This window comes from Haloarcula argentinensis DSM 12282 (assembly GCA_000336895.1).
GTDB lineage: Archaea > Halobacteriota > Halobacteria > Halobacteriales > Haloarculaceae > Haloarcula > Haloarcula argentinensis.
The window spans coordinates 229,770-249,669 of the sequence record AOLX01000014.1; the positions used below are offsets into that span (position 1 = coordinate 229,770).

The following is a 19,900-nucleotide window of genomic DNA, read 5'->3' on the forward strand; positions in this document are numbered from 1 at the left end:
GTGTACCATTAGCCGTTATCTGTCGAGCCTCGTGGCTACTGATCCATTCTGGACGGACCAGCAGTGAGTCAGTCCCTTAGCCACGAAGTGGGGCAAGCAGCAGTAACACACCGATCGCGGCGAGTGCCATTGTCTCCGGCGATCCGATAGCGGAACCGACAGCGTGGCGCGCTGCATCGACAATGCCGACGGCGGCGATGCCGAGAAGTCCGACACCGACGGCGAACACGCTGTGATACAGCTCCAGCTGTCGCGTTTCCGGCCGATGTCCCAGTTCAGCCGTCAGTCCCAGACCGAATGTGCTAACGTCCCAGGCGACGAGGCCGCTGACGACACCAGCAAACACTAATAGCGCTGGAAGGTCGGCCTGTACCGCACCGATACTCGCACAGATGAGTCCTGAAGCGGTCAGTGCCGCGGGGCCGGCACGTGCTGGCAACAGGCCAAAGATGAGCGCGCCGATGACGAGAACGAGTAGCAGATACACCACCAGTGGCAGCAGGAGGGCACCGAAGAACACCGCCGGGAGCGAGACGAACCCGAAGATACCGGTTCGCAGGAGGAACAGGGCTACCAACACCAGATAGCCAACTGCCGCGATGGCGGCCCCGACAGTCCGCACCGAGGCGGCGTTAAACTCAGTTGTGAACTTTCGGATGACAATCACACCGCTACCAGCAACCAGCGCGCCGACTGTGACTGCCAGAAGCGGCGCGAGAACGACCCACGACGACAGCACTCGGATACCGAGACTGAACGGTGGGGACGCGACGAGCTGCCCAAACGGCGTAAACAGAAGTGCCAGCGGGACGACCACAGTGAACGCCACTGAACCGATTGCGACCAGTTTGAGCGCCCGGGTCCCCCGTTTCAATCTGGTCGCCATCGCGTCGCGGCGGCTCCGCGCTGTCAACTGCACGAGTGGGAGCTGTGCCACGGCAAAATACAGGCAGCCCGACGCGGCGACGCCGAGGACACCGAAGCAGACCATGGCAGCCATCGGCGATGTCCCGCCAGCGACAGCGCTCACCAACTCCCAGCAAAACCACGCGAGCGCCACGACGATCGTGCCCACGACGAGGCCCACCACTGCGAACAGATAGGAAACGGCGCTGCTCACTGTCGCTGTTAACACTGTCTCTCTATCGAGCACATTGGTCCAAGCAGTCGCGACGCCAACCATTGCGATGGCGACACCAAGCGCGAGAAGCGGGGTGACTGCCACCTGCCCGACAGAGGCAATGAGGCCAGTCGCCGCCGGCAGGAAACAGAAGTGACCAATAACCGTCGGTCCCAGTCCGTCTCGGTCCAGCAGCGTCAGCCCCGCCACGGCAATGCCGGCGAGGAGTGCGATACCGCTGAACAGTTTCGGGTCGTCGGAGAGAACCCCTGTAGCCAAGGCGAACGCAGCGACGATGAGCGCGGCGATAGTCAGACTGGTCGCCCGCGGCCGCCCCTCGTCGCCGACGGCCGATGGTGTGTCGAGTCGCGGCCCGCCAATCATTTACGCTCCGCCTCCTGGCTGGGCGCTGCCACTCGGCCGGCGCGCCGCGACGGCGAAGGCGTAATCGAGGATGAGCGGCAGCGGTGTCCCACGTCGCCAGTCGATCGTCCGGGCTCCAGACGCCTGACACCGTGCCAGACGGGTCCGGCGTCGGACGTGCTCGTACTGTCCGCTGACGGTGCTCGCCGCGGTTACGTCCGTCGAGAGCACAGTTCGCTTGCAATCGAACGCCGCCCAGGACGCCATTGCAGTGACCGGCGCGTCATCAAGCAACGGCGATACGAGCACCAGCTGGCAGCGCGGTCCGGCCACCTTCATCACTTTCCGGAACTGCCGCTGTGTGTCGGCCTCGTCTTCTGGCCCACCAGCTGGGTTGCTCTCGGCAGCATCGGCAGCGGCTCGTAGCCGTTCGACGGCCAGCGACCGCTGGTTGGGACCGTCGTCTGGCTGGAGCCACGTCAGTCCCGCTGGACCGTCGCCGTCGATGCCGACGATTGCCAGCCCGACTTCGTGGCCGGAATCCAGCAGCGAGGTGAGTGCGTGCGTAGTCGCGTACGCGCTGAGTTCGACCGCCGTCGGGCGACCAGGTCCGCCGGTCACCCGCGCTGGCGAACGGGCGTCGACGATGAACACGACCGTCGTTGACACCCACTGCTCGTAGTTGACCGTTGACAGTTCGCCTCGCTTCGCGTAGCCGCGCCAGTCGATGCGGCCGGCCGGGTCACCGCGCTGATACTCTCGCGTCGAGTGAAAGGTGAAGCCATCGCCGGGGGCGTCGGTCGTGAGTTGGCCCACGCGGTCGGTTCCCTGGTCGGACAGCGGCGGCGCTTTCGCGTCCAACTGACACACCAGCCTGTCATCGCCTTCGGGGTGTCGTGTCGCAGTCGCGACTTCGCCGGCACCCGTTCCGCGGACGCGGAGCCGAGGCTCGTCGAAGTCGTGTTCACCTCGGCGGGCGATGAGCGTGTACTCTAGCGTGACTGATTCGCCGGCAGCAAGCGTCTTGCCACCGCGTGGCGACCCGTCCAAGACTGCGAGGTCAGTCGGAACGCCGTCGACGACTCGGATGTCCGACAGCGTCTGCTGGCCGCTGTTTGTCACCGTCAACCGGACTGACACCGGGTGCCCCGGCGGTGCTGGCGTCGGGTCGACAGCCCGTGACACGACGAGTGCTTCCGGGACAGCAGCGGTCGACAGGACTCCGTAGGCCAGATGCAAGAGCGGGAGCGTCGCGGCCAGCAGCAGTGTCCCGCTCCCCTCCCAAATGCCCGCTCCGGCGAGTGCCAGCGCGGCGACGATTGCGCCGCGCCACCGCGTGGCTCGTCGCCCCATCAGTTTCTCCCCTCCGTCACATCGACCCAGTCGGCCCCGCCGGTCGCTGTGGCATCCGTTCCGCCATCGTCGACCGATGCTGTCCCGCCAGTTTCTGGTTCACCGCTGGTCGCGCCGTCCCCGGCAGTTCCGTCCTCGTCGAGGCGGGCATTTTCAGACGCGCCGTCTGTGCTGGCCTCGATCTCTTCCCGTTTGGGAAGCGACCCGTCGACGGCCCGCTGGAGGCTCCCATCAGCCGCCCGCTGCAGGTCGGCGACGGCTGGGGCGACGACTGGCACCGGACGCGGCGCTCGCTGGCCGACCACTGCCGGCAACGCGTCGTCGGCCGCAACGCTGACTGCCGCCATTGCTCGCCCACACCGCTTTCGGACGGCTTTTTCCGGAAACAGCCAGGCCCGGAGGCGCGCACGAAACGGTCGGTCCGGCGGCGTGACGGATTCGTCCAGTACCGCGGCGGCAACCGGGTCGTCCGTCCAGGTCCCTGCGGCTAGCTGCGCTTTTACCGTGTCGGGGTCGTGGCCTCCCTGAACCAATGCCTCCGTGAGCGTCGCCCGAAGTGGTTCCCGGACAGGGCCGACGCTCTCGTCGACCGACCCATCGTCGCGGGCCTGCGCAACCGCCGCTTCAACGCGTTCTGCGAGTTCGGTTCCGGAGACAGCGTCATCTGTCGGTGTCGTCTCCAGATACTCTCTGGTGAACCCGTCGTCATCAGCCCACGGCGATGGTGATATCGTGGGGTCATCGGGTGTCCACAAGAGCTTCCAGACGGCCACAAGCACGCAGATGAGGAGGACAAGGACACCCGCCGCACCCGGTCCGGAAGCCGCTGGCTCTGGCGTCCCTGTCAGCCCGATAACCGCGCCGGCAGCCACGAGTAGCAGGCCACCCAGTACAGCGATTCCCAGCCCGACGTGATGGCGGTTCATTCTTTGTCCTCCTGCTCGTCGCTCGCACTCACCAGCGCATCGTACGCGCTCCGGGCCTTCTCACGGCGGTTCTCGCTTGAATGGCCGCCGTATTCGACGTCCCGGAACGCCTCTGTCAGTGCTTCGACAGGTCCCCTCGGTAGGCCGCTGTCGATTGCAGCCCGGGACACCTCGCCGGGCGTACGCGTCCGCCAGTGCCCGGGGACGACATGCTTGGCGAACGCACGCCAGAGGTCCCGAAGCGACGGGAGGGCCGACCCGTTGCCGCTCGACGAGTCAGTAACCGACTCGCTCGGTCCCGGACCAGACGCCGTAGCCGGGCGATCCGTCTCGTCGGTCTGGCCGGAAATGTAGACACTGACCGCCACCAGTGCCACTCCCCCTCCAGCCACGACGGCCCCAGCCGTACCCCAGCGAACATAGCTCAGTATCACGATAACACACGAGAACCCGAGCGTCGCAATCCTGCGCGGCGTGCTTTCAGTCCTGACCACCGTGATGGCTCGGTACCCGGCTGACCGGAGCCACTCTTTGAAGCGACGGGACAATCCTGTCACAGTTAGCGGCAGCGATGCGAGCCATGCGGCCAGACCGACAGCCAGTCGTCGGCTCATGCGCAACGTGGCTTCGACACGGCCGACGAGCCAGAGTGCTGTTCGTCGGGTCATCTGAACAACGCGGGTAACGAGGCCAGCAACGGTTTCACTGACGGTTCTGGCTGTATCTGCGACCGCCTGCCCGCCCGAAAGCGCATCCTCCCGATAGTGGTACAGTGCGGCGACGCCTACGACTGTGAGCGCGATGACCAGCCCGTCGCGTTCCCAGAGCACGCCGATGAAAAACAGCGAATCAAAGATAGCCCAGAGAACACCGACGCCGCGTGCGACTCTGGGGGTGTACACCAGTGCGGCGATAGTGACCGTCACTACGGTTGCCACCAGCGGCATCGCACTCACCACGACGGTCCCGGTATACACGCCCCAGAGCGTCGTTCTCGCTGTCTGCCTGTCTGTTGCCGCCGTGACGGGAAGCGAGGGGTTTGCTGGGAGCGAGACGGCAGCAGCGCCGTCAGCGCCAGTCGTTCCCCGGCGCTGGTCGCCGAGCGTGACAGTCGCGTTCTCGACCGGCTCTCCGTTTATCGTGGCGTTGACAGCGGCCCTGTCACCTGGTACTGGGAGGGTCTTCGCTGGGACAACGCGAACGTGTAAGTTCAGCACGTCGACGCGTGCGGTGCCCTCGAACTCGCCGCGGGAAACCGTTACTGCGGCGGTATCTCTGTCGGGGACAGTCAGCTGATACCGGCCGGCGGTGTCAGTTCGACCGACGATCTCGCCGTTGCGGGCCACGGTCGCGTTTCGTACCGGCACGCCGTCGACCGTTGCAACGAGCGGGACAGTCGACCCGGGATACGGCTCGCCAAGCAGTGTCACATTGACGCTCCCAGCGACACGGTACTGACCGGTGTCGTTGCCGGCTGCTGTCTGCTGGCGTGTGGCCGTCAAATCACCCGTCACAGATGCGCCAAGGGTACCGCGGGCGTGACTCTCCCCGTTTGGGACCGAGGCAACCTCGCCAGGTAGCCACACATCCCCTTTCGCGAGATGGTCTGTTGTTTCAGTGTTCGCTTCCTCGTACGGCCGACGGTAGAATTGACATGGTTCTGTGCCCGGCGATTCGACCGTTACGTTCAGTTCGCGCTGGTACGGCACCTGTGCGGTCACCTGGCCGCTCTGGTTAGTCCGACCGGCATATCGGTCATTGAACCAGACACGGGTCGCGGCTGCTGGTTCCAGATCCTGATACACTAGGACTGTAAGGGGATGCCCGGCTTTTGGCTCCGACTCAATGAGGACACCACAGCCATCCTCAGTGGGCGGGACAGTATCGCCGGGAATCGGGATTGGCTCTGTTCCGCCTGTGACGCTACCGCTCCCGCCATCGTCACCGTCACCACGTTGTTCTCGCGTGCCGACTGGGGTCCGGGCGTCCGTGACGCTGCCGCTGCCGCTCTCGCCACCGTCACGACGCTGTTCTCGCGTGTCGACTGGCGTCTGCGTGAGTGGTTCAGACCCGTGACTCCCGTCACTGTCCCCACTGCTGTTGATCCCGCTCTCATCAATCGGTGGTGGGGCCAGAAACGCAGCGACCATTAGCCCGACGAGGCAGAGACTTACCAGTGCCAGTTGCCGCCAGTCAACGCCGCCATGGCCGGTATCGGATGCTGTACCCACTTGTCACCCCTCGTAATGTACGGCTGTACCGCGACACCCCGAGCTGTTATCATGGAAACTTGCGTGAAAGATAATCAATCCCCGGTATGGTCGTCGACAGCGGCCACAGTCGTGAGGGCACCCAAGCCAGTATATACGACATTTACTTCTTCCGCCGGGCAGCGGTCGGGACCGATGGGTTCATTCTGACCCAGGCCGAACAAGCGACTGACAATGCGCGTTCGCGACTGGCAGGACATTCTCGAAGACGTGATGGAGAGCAATGCCAATCCGGGGGACTGGCGTGCCGTCGGGGGCGACCGCGCGAACGGGATCGGCGAGGACATCTACTTCGGTCACCCTGACGCCGGTGTCTACCAGCTCAAGACATATGCAAAGAACCCCTTCGAGGTACAGGGCGTCGGGTCGCAGGTGGCCCGCCGTATCGACGATGACATCGACCCGCTGTTTCCAAACGATGGGTCCGGCATTTTCGGCGTCCAGCAGGGACCGGAGGACGAGGACGACGCCAAGGAGAAGGCCAAGAACCTCGAAACGGTGCTCGAAACGCATGCGGACGCACCCACGTCGCCGCAAGCGTTGCTTGAGGACATGATGGACGCGATGGACTCCCCGGCCTATGGCCCGATGGAGTTCGATCACCACGACCGACCCGACCAGATGAGCGAACTCACTGAGACGTTCGAGGAAGCGGAGGAACTACTCGACGCGGAGTTCGAGGACGTCATCGAGGAAGATGTAGAGCGGGGCTTCTACTGATGGTCAACCGGACACACCCAGTCTGTCCCGGGGGCCGCTGATGGTCGGTCCCTCGATGACGGACGCCGACCGGAAACGATTTCTCAGATATACGCAAGTCGGCTTCGCACTCCTCTTCGGCGTCTCGATGGGGCTTGTGACGTTGTACGGTGGTTCGGAACTACCGATTGTCGCTGTAACGTTTGTTGGCGGAACCGTCGTTGGCGGTGGCCTCGCGTGGTACATCATCCCGGAGAGCATCGCGGAAACGCCCTACGAGTCAGTCGACAGAGGTCCGAAACCCGGCGCAAAAATGAAACAACAGCGGCAGGAAGACAACGGCTCCGGACAGCGGGCAGCCGAGGACGACAGCCGGCTCTCACAGAATCGCGACTAGAGGAAATCGTCCTGCATCGCCGGGTCCTGCTGTTCGGAGGCCGTCTGGTCGAAAATTTCTTCGTCGAGCGTCTCGGTCTCTTCGGTTGTAGTATTGTAGGCCGAAATCCCTCGCTTCAGGAGGTCTTCCACGGCCTGATCACGGTTGAGGAACTCGCCCTGTTCGACGAGTCGCTGGATGTCCGAGTCGACTTGGTCCGGAAGTGACACCTTGATTTTGCTCACACTTGCCGCCTATACTGTTCGGACATAAAAACCCACCCCTGGTTCTGGGAGGGCTAAAAAAGGCGCACGCGTAGATGCGCGGAACCGTCATACACTTGCCGGCGGCAGACACGAACCAGAATGTGAACGCGAACGACCGAGCGATCACCGCGCTGGTCATGCTCGCACACGGCCTGGTCCACACCTACGAGATGGCGGTCCCGATCTTCGTCGTCATCTGGCTCACCGAGTTCGACCTCATCAACCTCGGCGTCGCCCAGTTCGACGTGACGACGGCGACCGTCGGCGTCATCGTGACGCTGGGCTATGGCCTGTTCGGGGCCGGCGCACTCCCGGGCGGTATCGTCGTCGACCGAATCGGCTCCCGGCGGCTCATCACGGGCTGTCTGCTGGGAATGGGCGGCTCGTACATCCTGCTGGGACTGGCTCCGAGTATGGTCGTCATCGCGCTGGCGCTTGTCCTCTGGGGGCTCTCGGCCAGCGTGTACCATCCGGCGGGGCTCTCACTTATCAGCAAAGGTGTCGAACAGCGCGGCACCGGGCTGGCCTATCACGGCGTCGCCGGCAACCTCGGTATCGGCCTCGGCCCGCTCGTCGCCGCGATTCTTCTGCTGGTCGCCGAGTGGCGGACCGTCGCGCTCGTCCTCGGTGTCCCTGCGTTGCTCGCCGCCGTCTACGCCTCGCAGGCGAGTTTCGACGAGACGGCGGCGGTGACGACGGCGACTGACGGCGGGTCGAAGGCCAGTAGCGGTATCGACTCGCTTGGAGAATTCCTTACGGAGAGCAAGCACTTGCTGACCGGGAGCTTCCTGCTCGTGTTCCTTGTCGTCATGTGCTCGGGGCTGTACTACCGCGGCGTCCTCACGTTTCTCCCGGAACTCCTGCGAGACCTACCGGGCTTCGAACCTATCCCGATAGACACGCTGTTGCCTCCCAGCGTCCTGTCGGCACTCGGTATCGAGGCCGGGACGGGGCAGACCCTCAAGCCACAGGACTACTTCTATGCGGGCCTGTTGCTCATCGGCGTCCTCGGCCAGTACGCCGGCGGCAAACTGACCGACCGGATTCCAGTCGAGTACGGCATCGCCGGCTCGTTCCTAGTGCTTGCCGCCCTTGCGGCGCTGTTCGTTCCGGTGTCGGTGATGGGCTTCGGTCCGCTGGCGGTACTCGGTGCGCTTCTGGGCGTCGCGCTGTTCGTCGTCCAGCCGATGTACCAGGCCGCTGTCGCGGAATACACGCCTGCCGGCACGCGCGGACTCTCGTATGGCTTCACGTATCTGGGCGTGTTCGGTGTCGGCGCGCTCGGCGGCGGTCTCGCGGGGTCGATTCTGGCCTTTGCGAACGCGACGGCGCTGTTCGGGACACTCGCCGGTATTGCACTCGTCGCTGTTCTCGCAGGGACCGCTCTCGCACGGCGTTCGTGACCGCCTGAGCGTCGGGCAGGCCGTCGCATCGCTTGCTATTTCTGTCTGTACGATGTACCTGCTGCTCAGATGGACGCCGCAGTCATCGTCCCGGCCTACAACGAGGCGGAGTCGCTGGCCCGCTGTCTGGCTCCCTTCGAGTCACAGTCCGTGGAACTGATCGTCGTAGTCGGCGGCGACGACGGCACGGAACAGGTGGCCCGTGACACCCCCTTCGTCGACACCGTCGTTCGGTGCGACGAAGGCGGGGCGGGAATCGCCAGAAACCGCGGAGCCGCAGCCGCAACAGCGCCGATACTGCTGTTTACTGACGCCGATACGGTCGTCCCCGAGGATTGGGTTCGCCTGCATCTCAGACACTACACAGACGACAAGGTGGTCGGGGTCGGTGGCCCCGCACGGCCGCTCGAAGACAGCCGCAAACACCGCGTACTGTTCAAACTGCTATCGGACTACTGGTATCGCGTGTCCTGGCCGCTGGGCTTCATCCAACAACCGGGCTTCAACTGTAGCTTCCGGGCCGACGCCTTCGAGGCCGCGGGCGGCTTCGACGAGGAGATCCCGTTCATGGAGGACACGGAACTCTCCCTGCGGATGAAAGACTACGGCCGAATCGTCTACGACGCCGATTCCTGTGTCGCTACGTCGGCCCGCAGGGAGGCTGACGAGGGATACCTCTCGCTGTTTGCCAAGTACGTTCGGGGATACGCCAATCACTACATCTTCCGCCGGGAGTTCGATGCCGACTACTTCTGAGAAGAGCAGCCTTTTGAACACGCACACCGGAGAAGTGGCACGATGAGTGGCTGGCGGTCACTGCCCCGTCGTGCCGTCGAACAGGTACGGGCGGACCTCCGGGACGACCCGTATCTCCGCTACGTGCTCCTGCTGTCGGCTGTTATGGTCGGGTTCTGGTTCTGGCACCGCATCCCGAACTTCGCGACCCGTGACGAGTACAGCCGCTTGCTCGACGCGATGGTTACTTATGCGTCGGTCATTGAAGAACCGAGCTTCGAGGGACTCAAGACCGGTATCGAGTGGGGCCGAGCGCCGTTCGGCGCGACGCTATATCTCTATACGCTGGCCATCCTCCCCGTCATGCTCGTCGCGGCTATCACTGGAGATCTGGGCGCATTCACCACGATTGTCTTCCCCAGCTGGGAGTTCGGCCACTACCAGGTCTGGGCCGCCACACCCGAGTGGATCTGGACCTGGAGCCTCGTCTCCATCCGGCTGACTAACGTCGTTGCCGCGCTCTGTGCCGTCTACCTCACCTACCGCCTCGGTGTCGCAATCGAGGGGCGCAACGCCGGCCGGCTCTCGGCCGTCGTGCTCTCGCTGACCTTCGGCTTCCTCACGATCTCGAAGGAGGCCGGCGAAGACATGCCGGCGCTGGTGTTCGTCCTCCTTGCGCTGTATCTGTTGGTCAGGTACGTCCAGACCGACGACGGAACGCTGTTTCTGGCGGCGAGCGCGGCCGGCGGCGTGGCTATTGCGTTCAAACTGACGGCTGCGCCGGTCATCCTGCTTATCGGCGTCGCCTTCCTGCTGCGTGCCCGTGCCACTGACGCGCCGCTGACGGAGACGCTGTACCGGCCGAAGCTCCTGCTGAGCGGCGCACTGCTCGGCTTCGCCATGATCGTGCTCGGGTTCCCAACCGCGCTCGTGGCAGGGGCCGAACCCTTCATCGAGCGGGTGTTCGGCGGCTCGACCTCGCGGATGAGCCACCCAACGGGTCCCGACGCCCCGGTGTGGTGGTGGTTCCTGCGGGGCTATTTCAGCGCGCTGGGGCTGCCACTGGTTACTGCGGCCGCCGCCAGCGTCGTGGCGACTGTCGCCACGTTGCGTGACCGCAGTTCCGCCGTCCACGGCACTGTCCTCATTCTGACGGGACTGGTAGCCTACATCGCGATGTTCTCCCAGTGGCACGACTTCCGGGTGCACCACCTGCTGCCGACGTTCCCGCTCATCGCCTTACTCGTCGGGGGACGGCTGGTGGACCTCCGCGAACGCTCATCGTCTCTGGCGCGGCCGGTGATGGCTATCTTGCTGGTGACGACGGCTATCTACGCCGGCGTTGGGACAGCACAGTTCGCGTCGATGCCCCGGGACGAAGCGACAGCGTGGCTCGAAGACAACAGCGAAGAGGGCGACGTGGTGGAAACGTATCGCGTCCATATTCAGGACACCGCCGTCCCGCACTCGCTGACTGCTCGACACGTCGCCGGCCAGGACTCGGAGGCGGAGGAAGCGATGGCGTGCCCCCAATACATCCAGATCGGGTACCGGGACCTGCTGTATCTCAAGGAAGACACCTACTACCGGAACGGCGACGCACAGGCCACCTATCTCCGGAGCCTCCTGAACGAGGAGTACAACTACCGAATCGTCGCCGAGTTCGGGGAGCGGCCGCCGAACTTCGTGCCCCAGCGACCGACGCCCGGCTCGTTCACCGACCTACTCCGGCTCGGCGTCGTCCCACATACGGACCAGTTCGCCGACGAGCAGGAACTCGCAGCGAACCAGTACACCCTCATTCTGGAACGTGACGGCGAGTGCGACACGAGCCGCCATCCGCCGTTCTGAGCCCGTCTTGACGTGACTCTCTCGGGCCGGCTATTCTGTCGTCAGTGACGTGACGTCGAGTCGAACAGAGGGATACCAGCCCGCGAGCGACGGCAGGTAGATACTCAGGAACCGGTCGACGAAGATGATGGGGATGATGACTTCCGCTGGGATGCCCAGCGCTACGAACACCGCCGTCGCCGTCGCTTCGGTAACACCGATTCCGCCGGGCGTCAGCGGCAGGAGCGTCACGGTGTACGCGACCAGAAGATACAGCGGCAACGCGACCAGCGGTTCGAACGCGACGCCGAAACTCCCCAACAGCAGGCCGACGCGGACGCCGGGCGCAAGCACGAGGTCGACGGTCCAGCCGACCGCGTAGCGGAGCCACACCGCCGGCTCGCTCACCAGTGACCGAAATGTCGTGGTCGAGCTGTCGGTGAATTCGAGCAGGCCGTCGAGCCGCGCCGCGAGTGTCTCGCCGACGCGCGGAACCCGGACCGCCACCCCGGACAGCCAGCCGATAAGCCGGTCCAGATAGGCGAGGTTGAGGCCGCCAAACAGTACCGTCAGACCGGCCACGAAGTACAGGCTCGTCGCGAGCGCCAGTAGCACGAGGAGTTCGAGTCGGAGCAGTGGAACCGCCAGCACGAGCCCTGCGGTCGCCGCCACGCCGTAGTATAGCGCGAAGATGGCGGTGTGAAGCGCTGAGGCGGCCGCGGCGTCGCTGTAGGCCATCCCGGTCTGGCTCCGGAGGACGAACGGTGCGGCCAGCCGCCCGGAGAGCCGCGACGGGAGCAACTGATTGACGAAGTTCACGATGAGCGTCGTCCCGGCGGCGGTCCGGAACCGAGCGGGCGCGAGTGGGGTCATCACCGCGTGCCATGTGTAGGCTCGGCCACAGATGCCGAGAACGCTGACGACGACGACCACGAGCGCCGTCTCTATGCTGACACCGGCGAGCAGGTCGACCGCGCTGGCGATGTCGAACTGCGTGAGCAGCCACGCTAGCGCAACGACGGCGAGTCCGTACTGGGCGACCGTGACCCCCAGATCACGAGCCCGGTTCGTCACGGCGTCTCGCCCCTGTGGAGCCGTGTCGCGGCTGTTTCACCGTCCTCCAGAACGGCCCGTGCGGTCGTGAACTCGAAGTCCTGCTGTAGAATCCGTTCGACGGCCCGTCGCATCCAGTCGCCGGTCCTGACGTACACCCGCGTCGGCACCCCCTCGACGGCCGGTAGGTCCACCAGTTCCCACGGATGGACGTACAGCATCGGCGTGATGCCCCGGCGGGCCAGCAGCTTCATGCCCAGAATCGTGTACCGCGGGCCGAAAAATCGGAGCCAGGTCCCAGTGAGGGGCAACTGCAGGCCCGGCATGACGCTCGCCGGGAACTCAGTAATGCTGTCCGGTGCGTCCGGGTGGACTGCCGTCGCCGGGGCAGGTTCGTGGAGGTCGTACTCGCCGCCGTACCACCCCGGAATCGACCGGCTTGAGACGACGCTAGAGTCGTACGTGTACCCGATATCGGCAAGCAGGTCGAAGTGGTCACTGGTAATGTCGAAGGCGGGCGCGCGGAACCCTGAGACCCGCTCGTCGGTGGCTCGCTCCAGCACGTCCCTTGACTGTGACAACTCCGCCCGCCGCTCCTCGCTGTCGAGATCGGAGAGCAACTGGTGTGTGTGCGTGTGCGAGGCGATCTCGATACCCGCATCGGCGAGTGCCCGCACGGCGTCGGGATGAGATTGGGCGACTGACGACACTACGAACGCGGTCGAATCCGCGTCGTGTTTTGCGAGTGTCTCCCTGAAAAACCGGCCACCATCGAGGCCGACACCGTCGCGGTCGGTCGTCCCCGACGCGCTCCGGTACGCCGGCGTCTGCGTGAACAGCTCGAAATCTATCGACAGTACCGCACGGTCAGTCATCCTGCTCGTCCTCGGTCCGTAGCTGGTGTTCCTCCAGTTCGCTCCGGAGGAGACTCAGCTCCTCGTTCAGCCGCGACAGCCGGTCGTACATGTGCCCGATGCGGTTGAGCAGGTACGTCACCGCGACGAACAGTGTCAGGTTCGAGATGACGAGGATGGCCCGGGCTTTCCACTCCAAGCCCAGCAGCCGCGCCACGACCTCGAACACATTGGGGACGATGGCGACGACGATGAGTCCCGTGCCGAGCAGCAGCGACATCACGAACAGCTCTAACGATTCGCGTTCGCTTCGGACGATGATGTAGCCGTTCGCGAGGAAGGCCAGCCCGACGACCAGCGACAGGAGATTGACCAGTGAGTAGTCGAATCCAAAGACCATAGTTAGCGAAAGAGGAGGACGCGAAACACCGTGTCAGTCATCCGTAACGGGTAGAGCACGAGTGTGTCGAGGCTGAACTGCGACTCGCCCTCGTCCCGGATCGGCATCTCTATCGATACTTCTTCGATCCGCTGGCCGCGCTGGGCCGCATCGAGCGTCTGTTCGACCGCCCAGTGGTTGTCCGAGCGGTGGAGGATGTCCTGTAGTGCCGACACACGGTAGACGCGGAAGCCGCTCGTCACGTCGGTGATGTCGATGCCGCCGAGCTTCCGTACGACGGTCGTGAAGAACGTGATTCCAAGCCGCCTGATGAGCGGGTAGTCGTCGATGCTCTCGTTCAGGTAGCGGCTGCCGATGACCATGTCCGCGTCCTCGGCGTGGTCCAGCAGGGTCGGAATCTTCTCCGGGTCGTGCTGGCCATCGGCGTCGACCTGCACGACGAAGTCGTAGTCGTGGCGGATCGCGTACTGGTACCCCGTCCTGACGGCCCCACCGACACCGGTGTTAAAGACGTGTGTGACGACGTGTGCGCCGTGCTCCCGGGCGATTGCCGCGGTGTCGTCCGACGACCCGTCGTCGACGACGACGACCTCGTCGACGTAGCGGCTCGTTCCGTCGATCACCGACCCGATGGTGCTCGACTCGTTGTACGCGGGGATGACGGCGACTGTTCGCACTGGTGGAAACGCCGCTAGCAGCGAACTTAGAATTGTCGTTCTCTGGAATACCTCACTCGGAGTCTGTGAGTGTGTACTTGGTCGTTTCGCTCACGCAATACGACCTCTGTGAGCTATAGCCGACGTGAAACCGACTAGTCGGGAGACCCCTGTTTCCCACGACCAAGGTAGGGGTAATTGTTCACAGACCTCTTGCTCAGAGGAGCACTTGTCCCCGAGATAAGTCATGATGAATAGGGCAAGAATGAAAACACACCGCGCGGTACGTACTGCCATGAGTGTCGAGCAGGAGCAGACGGAACGGACCATCAGGTGTCTGGTGGCGAAAGTCGGACTCGACGGTCACGACCGGGGCGCACACGTCATCGCACGGGCGCTCCGTGACGCTGGCTTTGAAGTGATTTACTCAGGACTCCATCGAGCGCCCGACGAAGTCGTGCAGGCCGCTGTGCAAGAGGACGTAGATGTCGTCGGCATCTCCATTCTTTCGGGGGCGCACAATACACTAGTCCCAAAAATTCTTGACGGGCTAAGAGAGTATGACGCGTTCGATGACCGACTCATCCTCGTCGGCGGCATTGTCCCGGATGACGATCAGGAGGAACTTCGGGGGCAGGGCGTCGACGAAATCTTCGGTCCGGGTGCGTCGATGGAGGAGATGATCGACTACATCCACGAGAACGCGCCCGAGCGATGAGCGATCTCGTCGCTGACCTGCTTGCGGGCAAGCACAGCGCCCTCGCCAGGGTCATCACGAAGATAGAGAACCGCTCGCCGGGGTATCGGGAGATAATCTCCGACCTGCACCAGCACACCGGAACAGCCGACGTTATCGGTGTCACTGGCAGTCCCGGCGCGGGCAAGTCCACGCTGGTCGACAAGGTTGCGGCGACCTATCGCGAGCAGGGACTGACTGTCGGTGTCATCGCCATCGATCCGTCGTCACCGTTCTCGGGCGGCGCGGTGCTGGGCGACCGGATACGAATGGCCTCGAACGCGGGCGACATGGACATGTTCTTCCGGTCGATGTCCGCACGTGGGTCCCTCGGCGGGCTGTCGACGGCGACGACCGACGCCGTGACCGCGCTGGACGCGTTCGGCAAGGACAAGATCATCGTCGAGACGGTCGGCGCAGGCCAGAACGAGGTCGACATCGTCCGCACTGCTGACACCGTCGCCGTACTCGTGCCCCCGGGTAGCGGCGACGACGTGCAGATGCTCAAGGCTGGTATCCTCGAAATAGGCGACGTGTTCGTCGTCAACAAGGCCGACCTCGACGGGGCTGACCGGACCGTCCAGCAACTCCGGGAAATGCTTCAGGGACAGAGCGGCCGGCCGAACTCCGGCCACCACGGCGCGACCGAACTCGCCGGTGGCAGTGACGACGCGGCCACCGACGATGCCGATGCTGTGGACGACGAGACGGAGATGTGGGACCCCCCTATCGTAGAGACGGTTGCCAATCGGGGCGAAGGCATCGAGGACTTCCTGAACACGCTGGCCGACCACGGCGCGTATCTGGACCGAACCGGCCGACGAGAGGGGCAGGCGCGGGAGCGATTCGCCGCCGAAATCCGAACCCTGCTTCGGGAGGACGCCAACGAGCTACTGGTCGACGAACTCGACCGCCGCGGCGGTATCGAGCAGTACGTCGACGCCGTCATCGAGCGCCACACTGACCCCTACACCGTCGTCGATGAGGTCCTCGCGCCGCTTCGGGAGTGCCTCGACGAACCTCCTGACGAGAGCTAACTTCGGGACTGTCGCGTCCGCGGAACCACGTTTGCCCGGGCCGATAGCGGCAGCCATCTGACGCTCGTCCAGCATGTATAACATACTCCGGGCCCCAAGTCATCAGTATGAAACTCCGCAAGGCGCTCGGTGCAGTCGTTGGTGCGGTCGGCGCGACAGCAGCTGCCAACCGCGTGTTGCAGTCGCGGGCCGGCGCGTTCGAACCGATGCTCGACGGCGAGCAGGGGACGTACCGCTGGCGCGGGTTCGATATCGCGTACACTGAAGCCGGCGACCCGTCGGACCCGGACCTCGTGTTGTTCCACGGCATCAACGCCGCTGCCAGCAGCCACGAGTTCCACACAGTGTTCGACACCCTCGCCGAGGACTACCACGTCATCGCACCGGACTTGCCGGGCTTCGGGCAGACGGACCGGCCGCCGCTGCTGTACTCGGCATCGCTGTACACGGCCTTTGTACGGGACTTTATCGAGGACAACACCACCGACGCGACTGTCGTCGCGTCGTCGCTGACCGGGGCCTACGCCGCCAGCGCGGCACAGGAGGTCGACGTGAAGGAACTCGTCCTCGTCTGCCCGACGGACACCTCGATGGGTAACCGTACTGTCTGGCTCCGATCGCTCCTGCGCGCCCCCGTCATCGGCGAGGCCATCTACAACCTCACTGTCTCAAAGCCTTCTATCCGGCACTTCCACGCCGACCACGGCTACTATGACATGGACAACCTCACCGAGGAAGTCGTCGACTACGAGTGGCAGAGCGGCCACCAGCCCGGTGCGCGCTTTGCACCAGCGTCGTTCGTCTCCGGTTTCCTCGACCCGGAAGACGACCTCGGCGAAACACTGGCCGGCCTCGACGTGCCCGTGACGCTGGTCTGGGGTGAGGACGCCGACATCACGCCGCTCTCGCAGGGTCGTGACCTGGCCGAGCAGGCGGACGCGATGCTCGTGGTGTTCGGGGATTCGCTGCTTCTGCCCCACGTCGAACACCCCGATGAGTTCGTCGACGTGGTCCGTGACAGAGTGACGTCGGTAACAGTCGAGAACTGAGCCTTAGCGCGGCCGGAACACGACTGCCCTCTCCCCGGTCGTTACGCGCTCGCCGACATCGAGGCCGACTACGTCGCCGATGGAGACGTCGTCGGGATCAACGTCACGGACGAGTCCCGTTACCGAAACCGGTCCGAAGTCGGCGATAGCGGTGACGTAGGGCGCGTCGTCCTCGAACTGCGGCGTCGGGACCGTGATCGTCGTGTGGCTCGCGATTTCGCCGGATTCCGGCAGGTCGACCTCCGAGAGGTCCTGGTCGTGACAGCGCGGGCACACCCGCCGGGGCGGCAGCCAGCCGTGGCCGTTCGAACATTCGAGGTAGTAGCCGTTGTCCGATTCGATGCTGTCGAGCCACGCGTCGTATTCGCCGTCTTGTGCGGATTCAGTCATTCTCGCACCTCCATGATGTGGACGGTCGTAGATGCGACTGTGCCGCCCGCGTTGTGCGCGACGCCGACGGTGCTGTCCGGGACGGCGTCGGCACGTGGGTGCGACCCGTCGAGGAGCCAGGCAACGGTCGCTAGCTGGGCGACACCGGTCGCGCCGACCGGATGGCCCTTAGCTTTCAACCCGCCCGAGAGATTTATCGGGCGGTCGCCGTCGCGGGTTGTCTCGCCGTTGCGTGCCGCGGCGATGCCCTCGCCGCGCTCGTAGAAGCCAAGCGATTCGATTGCGAACACCTCCGCGATAGTGAAACAGTCGTGGACTTCGGCGAAATCGACGTCGTCGGGACCGACGCCGGCGTCTTCGTAGGCCTCGTCGGCGGCCTTGTCTGCGGCGGGCGTCTGGGCTAGATGCGGACGGTCCTGCAGTGCGAGATTGTCGCCGCCCTGGCCGGTCCCGGTGATGGCGACCGGGGCGTCCAGATCGTGTTCCTCGGCGTAGGACTCCGTCGTCAGGACGGCGGCTGCAGCGCCATCCGTAATCGGACAGGAATCATACAGGCCCAGCGGGGACGCAATCGTCGGGGCCTCGGTAGCGTCCTCGACCGTGATCTCCTTTTGAATCTGTGCGTGTTCGTTGACCAGCGCGTGCTCGTGGTTCTTGACGGCGATGTGCGCGAGATCCTCGTGGGAGCCGCCGTACTGGTCGAAGTACGACCGGGCCATCAGCGCGTAGGCCCCGGGGAAGGTCATCCCGGCGCGGACCTCGTAGAGATCGTCGGCGGCGATAGCGAGCGCGTCCGTCGCCGCTGCTGTCCCGATGTTGGTCATCCGCTCCGCGCCGCCGACAACGACGACCTCCGCCTCGCCGTTCCGGATTGTCTTGACGGCTTCACGAACGGCTGTCCCGGCGGATGCACAGGCTGCTTCGACGCGAGTCGCTGGAACGTCCAGCCCGATAGCCTCGGCCATCAGCGGGCCCTGATGGCCCTGATGTTCCGCGAGCTCTCCCATGAAGTTGCCGTAATAGAGGGCCTCAGCGTCGTCCGGGTCGATTCCGGCCTGCGAAAGCGCTTCCAGTCCGGCCTCGGCGAACAGGTCTCGGCCGGTTCGCTCGGGGTGTTTCCCGAAATGTGTCACGCTGGCCCCGGCGATACGTGGGTCTGACATTATCTCTCAGTGTGCGCTGACGGCTTAAATGCCTACTGTTCGGATGGTTAATTAGCGCATAATCGCCGACTTAAACGCCTACAAACGGGATATAGGTTCTCAGCAAGAATTAATTTCCCACGACGGTTATATCCCTCAAAGGAATTGTTTCCACGTCAGTTCACGATTTCGGCGATCCGCTGTGGCTCTCCCGACAGCGCGGGTTCCGGTTCAACCATCTGTAGGACCTCGTGGTCGGTCACGTTCGGATACGACTTCTGGACGGCGTCTTCGATGAGGGCCTTTTCAAGGCGGAACTCCGTCCCTTCGTAGACGACATCCACGCCCTGTTCGTCGAACGACAGTACAGTCATACAGCGAATTACGCACGGCACCAATAAAAGGATAGTCTCTCGCGCGGCCGCGCAGGTCCGGCAACTGCCCGGCAAAACGCGTGGCCGGGCCACTCGTCAGGGCCGTTACGAGTCGCCGTCGCTGCCGACTCGGATGACCTGTAGCAGGGAGTACACCGGGACGCCGCGGATGTCGCCGATGCCGCGCTTGTCAGCCAGCACGACGCAGGCCACGGGATTGCCGCCCTGTTCGTGGATCGCGTCGATGGTTTCGCCCATCGTCTTGCCGCTCGTAATAGTGTCGTCGACCACGTAGCAGTCTCGGTCCCGAATTTGCGCGAAGTTTCGGGAGAATGAGCCATCGCTGGTTTCGCTCTCGTCGTCGTCCCACTGGTGTTTGGTCGGGGCGTACGTCCCGAGATCCGTTTCCAGTTCGCGGGCAACGGTCGTCGCAAGCGGCGCGCCGGCCTTCTCGATGCCGATGGTGAGGTCCACGTCGTCGCCTTTCTTCGAGAGCAGGTCAGCCATCGCCGCTCCTGCGTGGTACAGCCGGTTGCTGTCACGACCGACGGCGGACCAGTCGACGTGGATGTCGTGGGGACCGCCGTCGTCGCTCGTATCCGGTTCCGTGCCGGTGCCGCTGCGTTCGACAAGCCAACTCGCCGTCTCTCGGGAGACGTTGAGTTCATCAGCAATCTCGCCCTTAGAGAGGCCACGCTGTGCCAGGTCGGACGCGCTGTCGACAAGGTCGTCGATATTCTTCATACCATCATCTCCGTGTGCGAGGATTTAATAGGCAGTGTTCTTTAGCCACCAAAATCTATTTACAACAGTCGTTGTACTAATCTATTGGCTGGGTACACTCTCCCTGCTATCCGGGGCCAGGTGG

The 19,900-nt window shown here is 64.1% G+C and carries 21 protein-coding genes; 8 read left to right on the forward strand and 13 right to left on the reverse strand.

The features are described from left to right. Positions 1 to 76 precede the first annotated feature (76 nt). The 4 genes from C443_RS04705 to C443_RS04720 are packed head-to-tail and all read right to left on the reverse strand — an operon-like array spanning position 77 to position 5,993. Positions 77 to 1,504 (reverse strand): DUF7519 family protein, encoded by a 1,428-nt coding sequence (locus C443_RS04705; RefSeq protein WP_005534305.1) that lies wholly within the window; start codon positions 1,502 to 1,504, stop codon positions 77 to 79. Beyond that, positions 1,505 to 2,836 (reverse strand): DUF58 domain-containing protein, encoded by a 1,332-nt coding sequence (locus C443_RS04710; protein ID WP_005534307.1) that lies wholly within the window; start codon positions 2,834 to 2,836, stop codon positions 1,505 to 1,507. It abuts the gene before it with no gap. Next, positions 2,836 to 3,762 carry a DUF7269 family protein gene (locus tag C443_RS04715; RefSeq protein ID WP_005534309.1) on the reverse strand — a complete coding sequence of 309 codons (927 nt, stop codon included), beginning with the start codon at positions 3,760 to 3,762 and terminating at the stop codon, positions 2,836 to 2,838. The genes C443_RS04710 and C443_RS04715 overlap by 1 nt, the downstream gene beginning before the upstream one ends. Then, complete coding sequence (locus C443_RS04720; protein WP_049943903.1) at positions 3,759 to 5,993, reverse strand: DUF4129 domain-containing protein; 2,235 nt, start codon at positions 5,991 to 5,993, stop codon at positions 3,759 to 3,761. The genes C443_RS04715 and C443_RS04720 overlap by 4 nt, the downstream gene beginning before the upstream one ends. Positions 5,994 to 6,206: 213 nt before the next feature. Here C443_RS04720 and C443_RS04725 point away from each other — a divergent pair, with 213 nt between their 5' ends. Both C443_RS04725 and C443_RS04730 read left to right on the forward strand, forming a co-directional pair. After that, positions 6,207 to 6,752, forward strand: coding sequence for a hypothetical protein (locus tag C443_RS04725; protein WP_004961247.1), 546 nt, complete (start codon positions 6,207 to 6,209; stop codon positions 6,750 to 6,752). Positions 6,753 to 6,792: 40 nt separating this feature from the next. After that, on the forward strand, positions 6,793 to 7,128 hold the full coding sequence (locus tag C443_RS04730; RefSeq protein WP_005534313.1) for a hypothetical protein: 336 nt from the start codon (positions 6,793 to 6,795) through the stop codon (positions 7,126 to 7,128). Here C443_RS04730 and C443_RS04735 read toward each other — a convergent pair. Next, positions 7,125 to 7,352 (reverse strand): ribbon-helix-helix domain-containing protein, encoded by a 228-nt coding sequence (locus tag C443_RS04735; protein ID WP_004518043.1) that lies wholly within the window; start codon positions 7,350 to 7,352, stop codon positions 7,125 to 7,127. The two genes, C443_RS04730 and C443_RS04735, sit on opposite strands and share 4 nt — an antisense overlap. A gap of 74 nt (positions 7,353 to 7,426) precedes the next feature. On the opposite strand from C443_RS04735, the gene C443_RS04740 reads away from it, so the two are divergent. The 3 genes from C443_RS04740 to C443_RS04750 all read left to right on the forward strand — a co-directional run bounded on the left by C443_RS04740 (position 7,427) and on the right by C443_RS04750 (position 11,362). Then, complete coding sequence (locus C443_RS04740; protein ID WP_005534317.1) at positions 7,427 to 8,776, forward strand: MFS transporter; 1,350 nt, start codon at positions 7,427 to 7,429, stop codon at positions 8,774 to 8,776. Positions 8,777 to 8,845: 69 nt separating this feature from the next. Further along, positions 8,846 to 9,532: a glycosyltransferase gene (locus C443_RS04745; protein ID WP_005534318.1), complete on the forward strand. Its 687-nt coding sequence runs from the start codon at positions 8,846 to 8,848 to the stop codon at positions 9,530 to 9,532. 42 nt (positions 9,533 to 9,574) lie between these two features. After that, entirely contained in the window at positions 9,575 to 11,362 is a 1,788-nt protein-coding gene (locus C443_RS04750) for an ArnT family glycosyltransferase (protein ID WP_005534320.1), read from the forward strand. Between the two features lie 30 nt (positions 11,363 to 11,392). On the opposite strand, the gene C443_RS04755 is transcribed toward C443_RS04750, so the two are convergent. Genes C443_RS04755 through C443_RS04770 form a run of 4 tightly spaced genes read right to left on the reverse strand, consistent with a single transcriptional unit; the run spans position 11,393 to position 14,325 of the window. Continuing rightward, positions 11,393 to 12,415: a lysylphosphatidylglycerol synthase transmembrane domain-containing protein gene (locus C443_RS04755; protein ID WP_005534321.1), complete on the reverse strand. Its 1,023-nt coding sequence runs from the start codon at positions 12,413 to 12,415 to the stop codon at positions 11,393 to 11,395. Continuing rightward, the gene (locus C443_RS04760) at positions 12,412 to 13,269 is read right to left on the reverse strand and encodes a polysaccharide deacetylase family protein (protein ID WP_005534323.1); all 858 of its coding nucleotides are present in this window, start codon (positions 13,267 to 13,269) and stop codon (positions 12,412 to 12,414) included. The genes C443_RS04755 and C443_RS04760 overlap by 4 nt, the downstream gene beginning before the upstream one ends. Then, positions 13,262 to 13,648 (reverse strand): DUF2304 domain-containing protein, encoded by a 387-nt coding sequence (locus C443_RS04765; protein WP_005534325.1) that lies wholly within the window; start codon positions 13,646 to 13,648, stop codon positions 13,262 to 13,264. The genes C443_RS04760 and C443_RS04765 overlap by 8 nt, the downstream gene beginning before the upstream one ends. Before the next feature lie 2 nt (positions 13,649 to 13,650). Then, a complete protein-coding gene (locus C443_RS04770) occupies positions 13,651 to 14,325 on the reverse strand; it encodes a glycosyltransferase family 2 protein (protein WP_005534326.1) in 675 nt (224 codons plus the stop codon). A 274-nt stretch (positions 14,326 to 14,599) separates the two neighbouring features. Here C443_RS04770 and C443_RS04775 point away from each other — a divergent pair, with 274 nt between their 5' ends. The 3 genes from C443_RS04775 to C443_RS04785 all read left to right on the forward strand — a co-directional run bounded on the left by C443_RS04775 (position 14,600) and on the right by C443_RS04785 (position 17,126). Beyond that, on the forward strand, positions 14,600 to 15,022 hold the full coding sequence (locus C443_RS04775; RefSeq protein ID WP_004961266.1) for a cobalamin B12-binding domain-containing protein: 423 nt from the start codon (positions 14,600 to 14,602) through the stop codon (positions 15,020 to 15,022). Further along, complete coding sequence (gene meaB / locus C443_RS04780; RefSeq protein WP_005534328.1) at positions 15,019 to 16,077, forward strand: methylmalonyl Co-A mutase-associated GTPase MeaB; 1,059 nt, start codon at positions 15,019 to 15,021, stop codon at positions 16,075 to 16,077. The genes C443_RS04775 and meaB overlap by 4 nt, the downstream gene beginning before the upstream one ends. A gap of 107 nt (positions 16,078 to 16,184) precedes the next feature. Further along, positions 16,185 to 17,126, forward strand: coding sequence for an alpha/beta fold hydrolase (locus tag C443_RS04785; RefSeq protein WP_005534329.1), 942 nt, complete (start codon positions 16,185 to 16,187; stop codon positions 17,124 to 17,126). Positions 17,127 to 17,129: 3 nt separating this feature from the next. Here C443_RS04785 and C443_RS04790 read toward each other — a convergent pair whose 3' ends face one another. From C443_RS04790 to gfcR, 4 genes are all read right to left on the reverse strand, one after another. Continuing rightward, positions 17,130 to 17,516: a Zn-ribbon domain-containing OB-fold protein gene (locus C443_RS04790; protein WP_005534330.1), complete on the reverse strand. Its 387-nt coding sequence runs from the start codon at positions 17,514 to 17,516 to the stop codon at positions 17,130 to 17,132. After that, positions 17,513 to 18,679: a thiolase domain-containing protein gene (locus C443_RS04795; protein WP_005534331.1), complete on the reverse strand. Its 1,167-nt coding sequence runs from the start codon at positions 18,677 to 18,679 to the stop codon at positions 17,513 to 17,515. The genes C443_RS04790 and C443_RS04795 overlap by 4 nt, the downstream gene beginning before the upstream one ends. A gap of 155 nt (positions 18,680 to 18,834) precedes the next feature. Then, complete coding sequence (locus C443_RS04800; RefSeq protein ID WP_004592677.1) at positions 18,835 to 19,032, reverse strand: DUF5800 family protein; 198 nt, start codon at positions 19,030 to 19,032, stop codon at positions 18,835 to 18,837. Positions 19,033 to 19,137: 105 nt separating this feature from the next. After that, positions 19,138 to 19,776 carry a transcriptional regulator GfcR gene (gfcR, locus tag C443_RS04805; RefSeq protein ID WP_005534332.1) on the reverse strand — a complete coding sequence of 213 codons (639 nt, stop codon included), beginning with the start codon at positions 19,774 to 19,776 and terminating at the stop codon, positions 19,138 to 19,140. Positions 19,777 to 19,900: the final 124 nt, after the last annotated feature.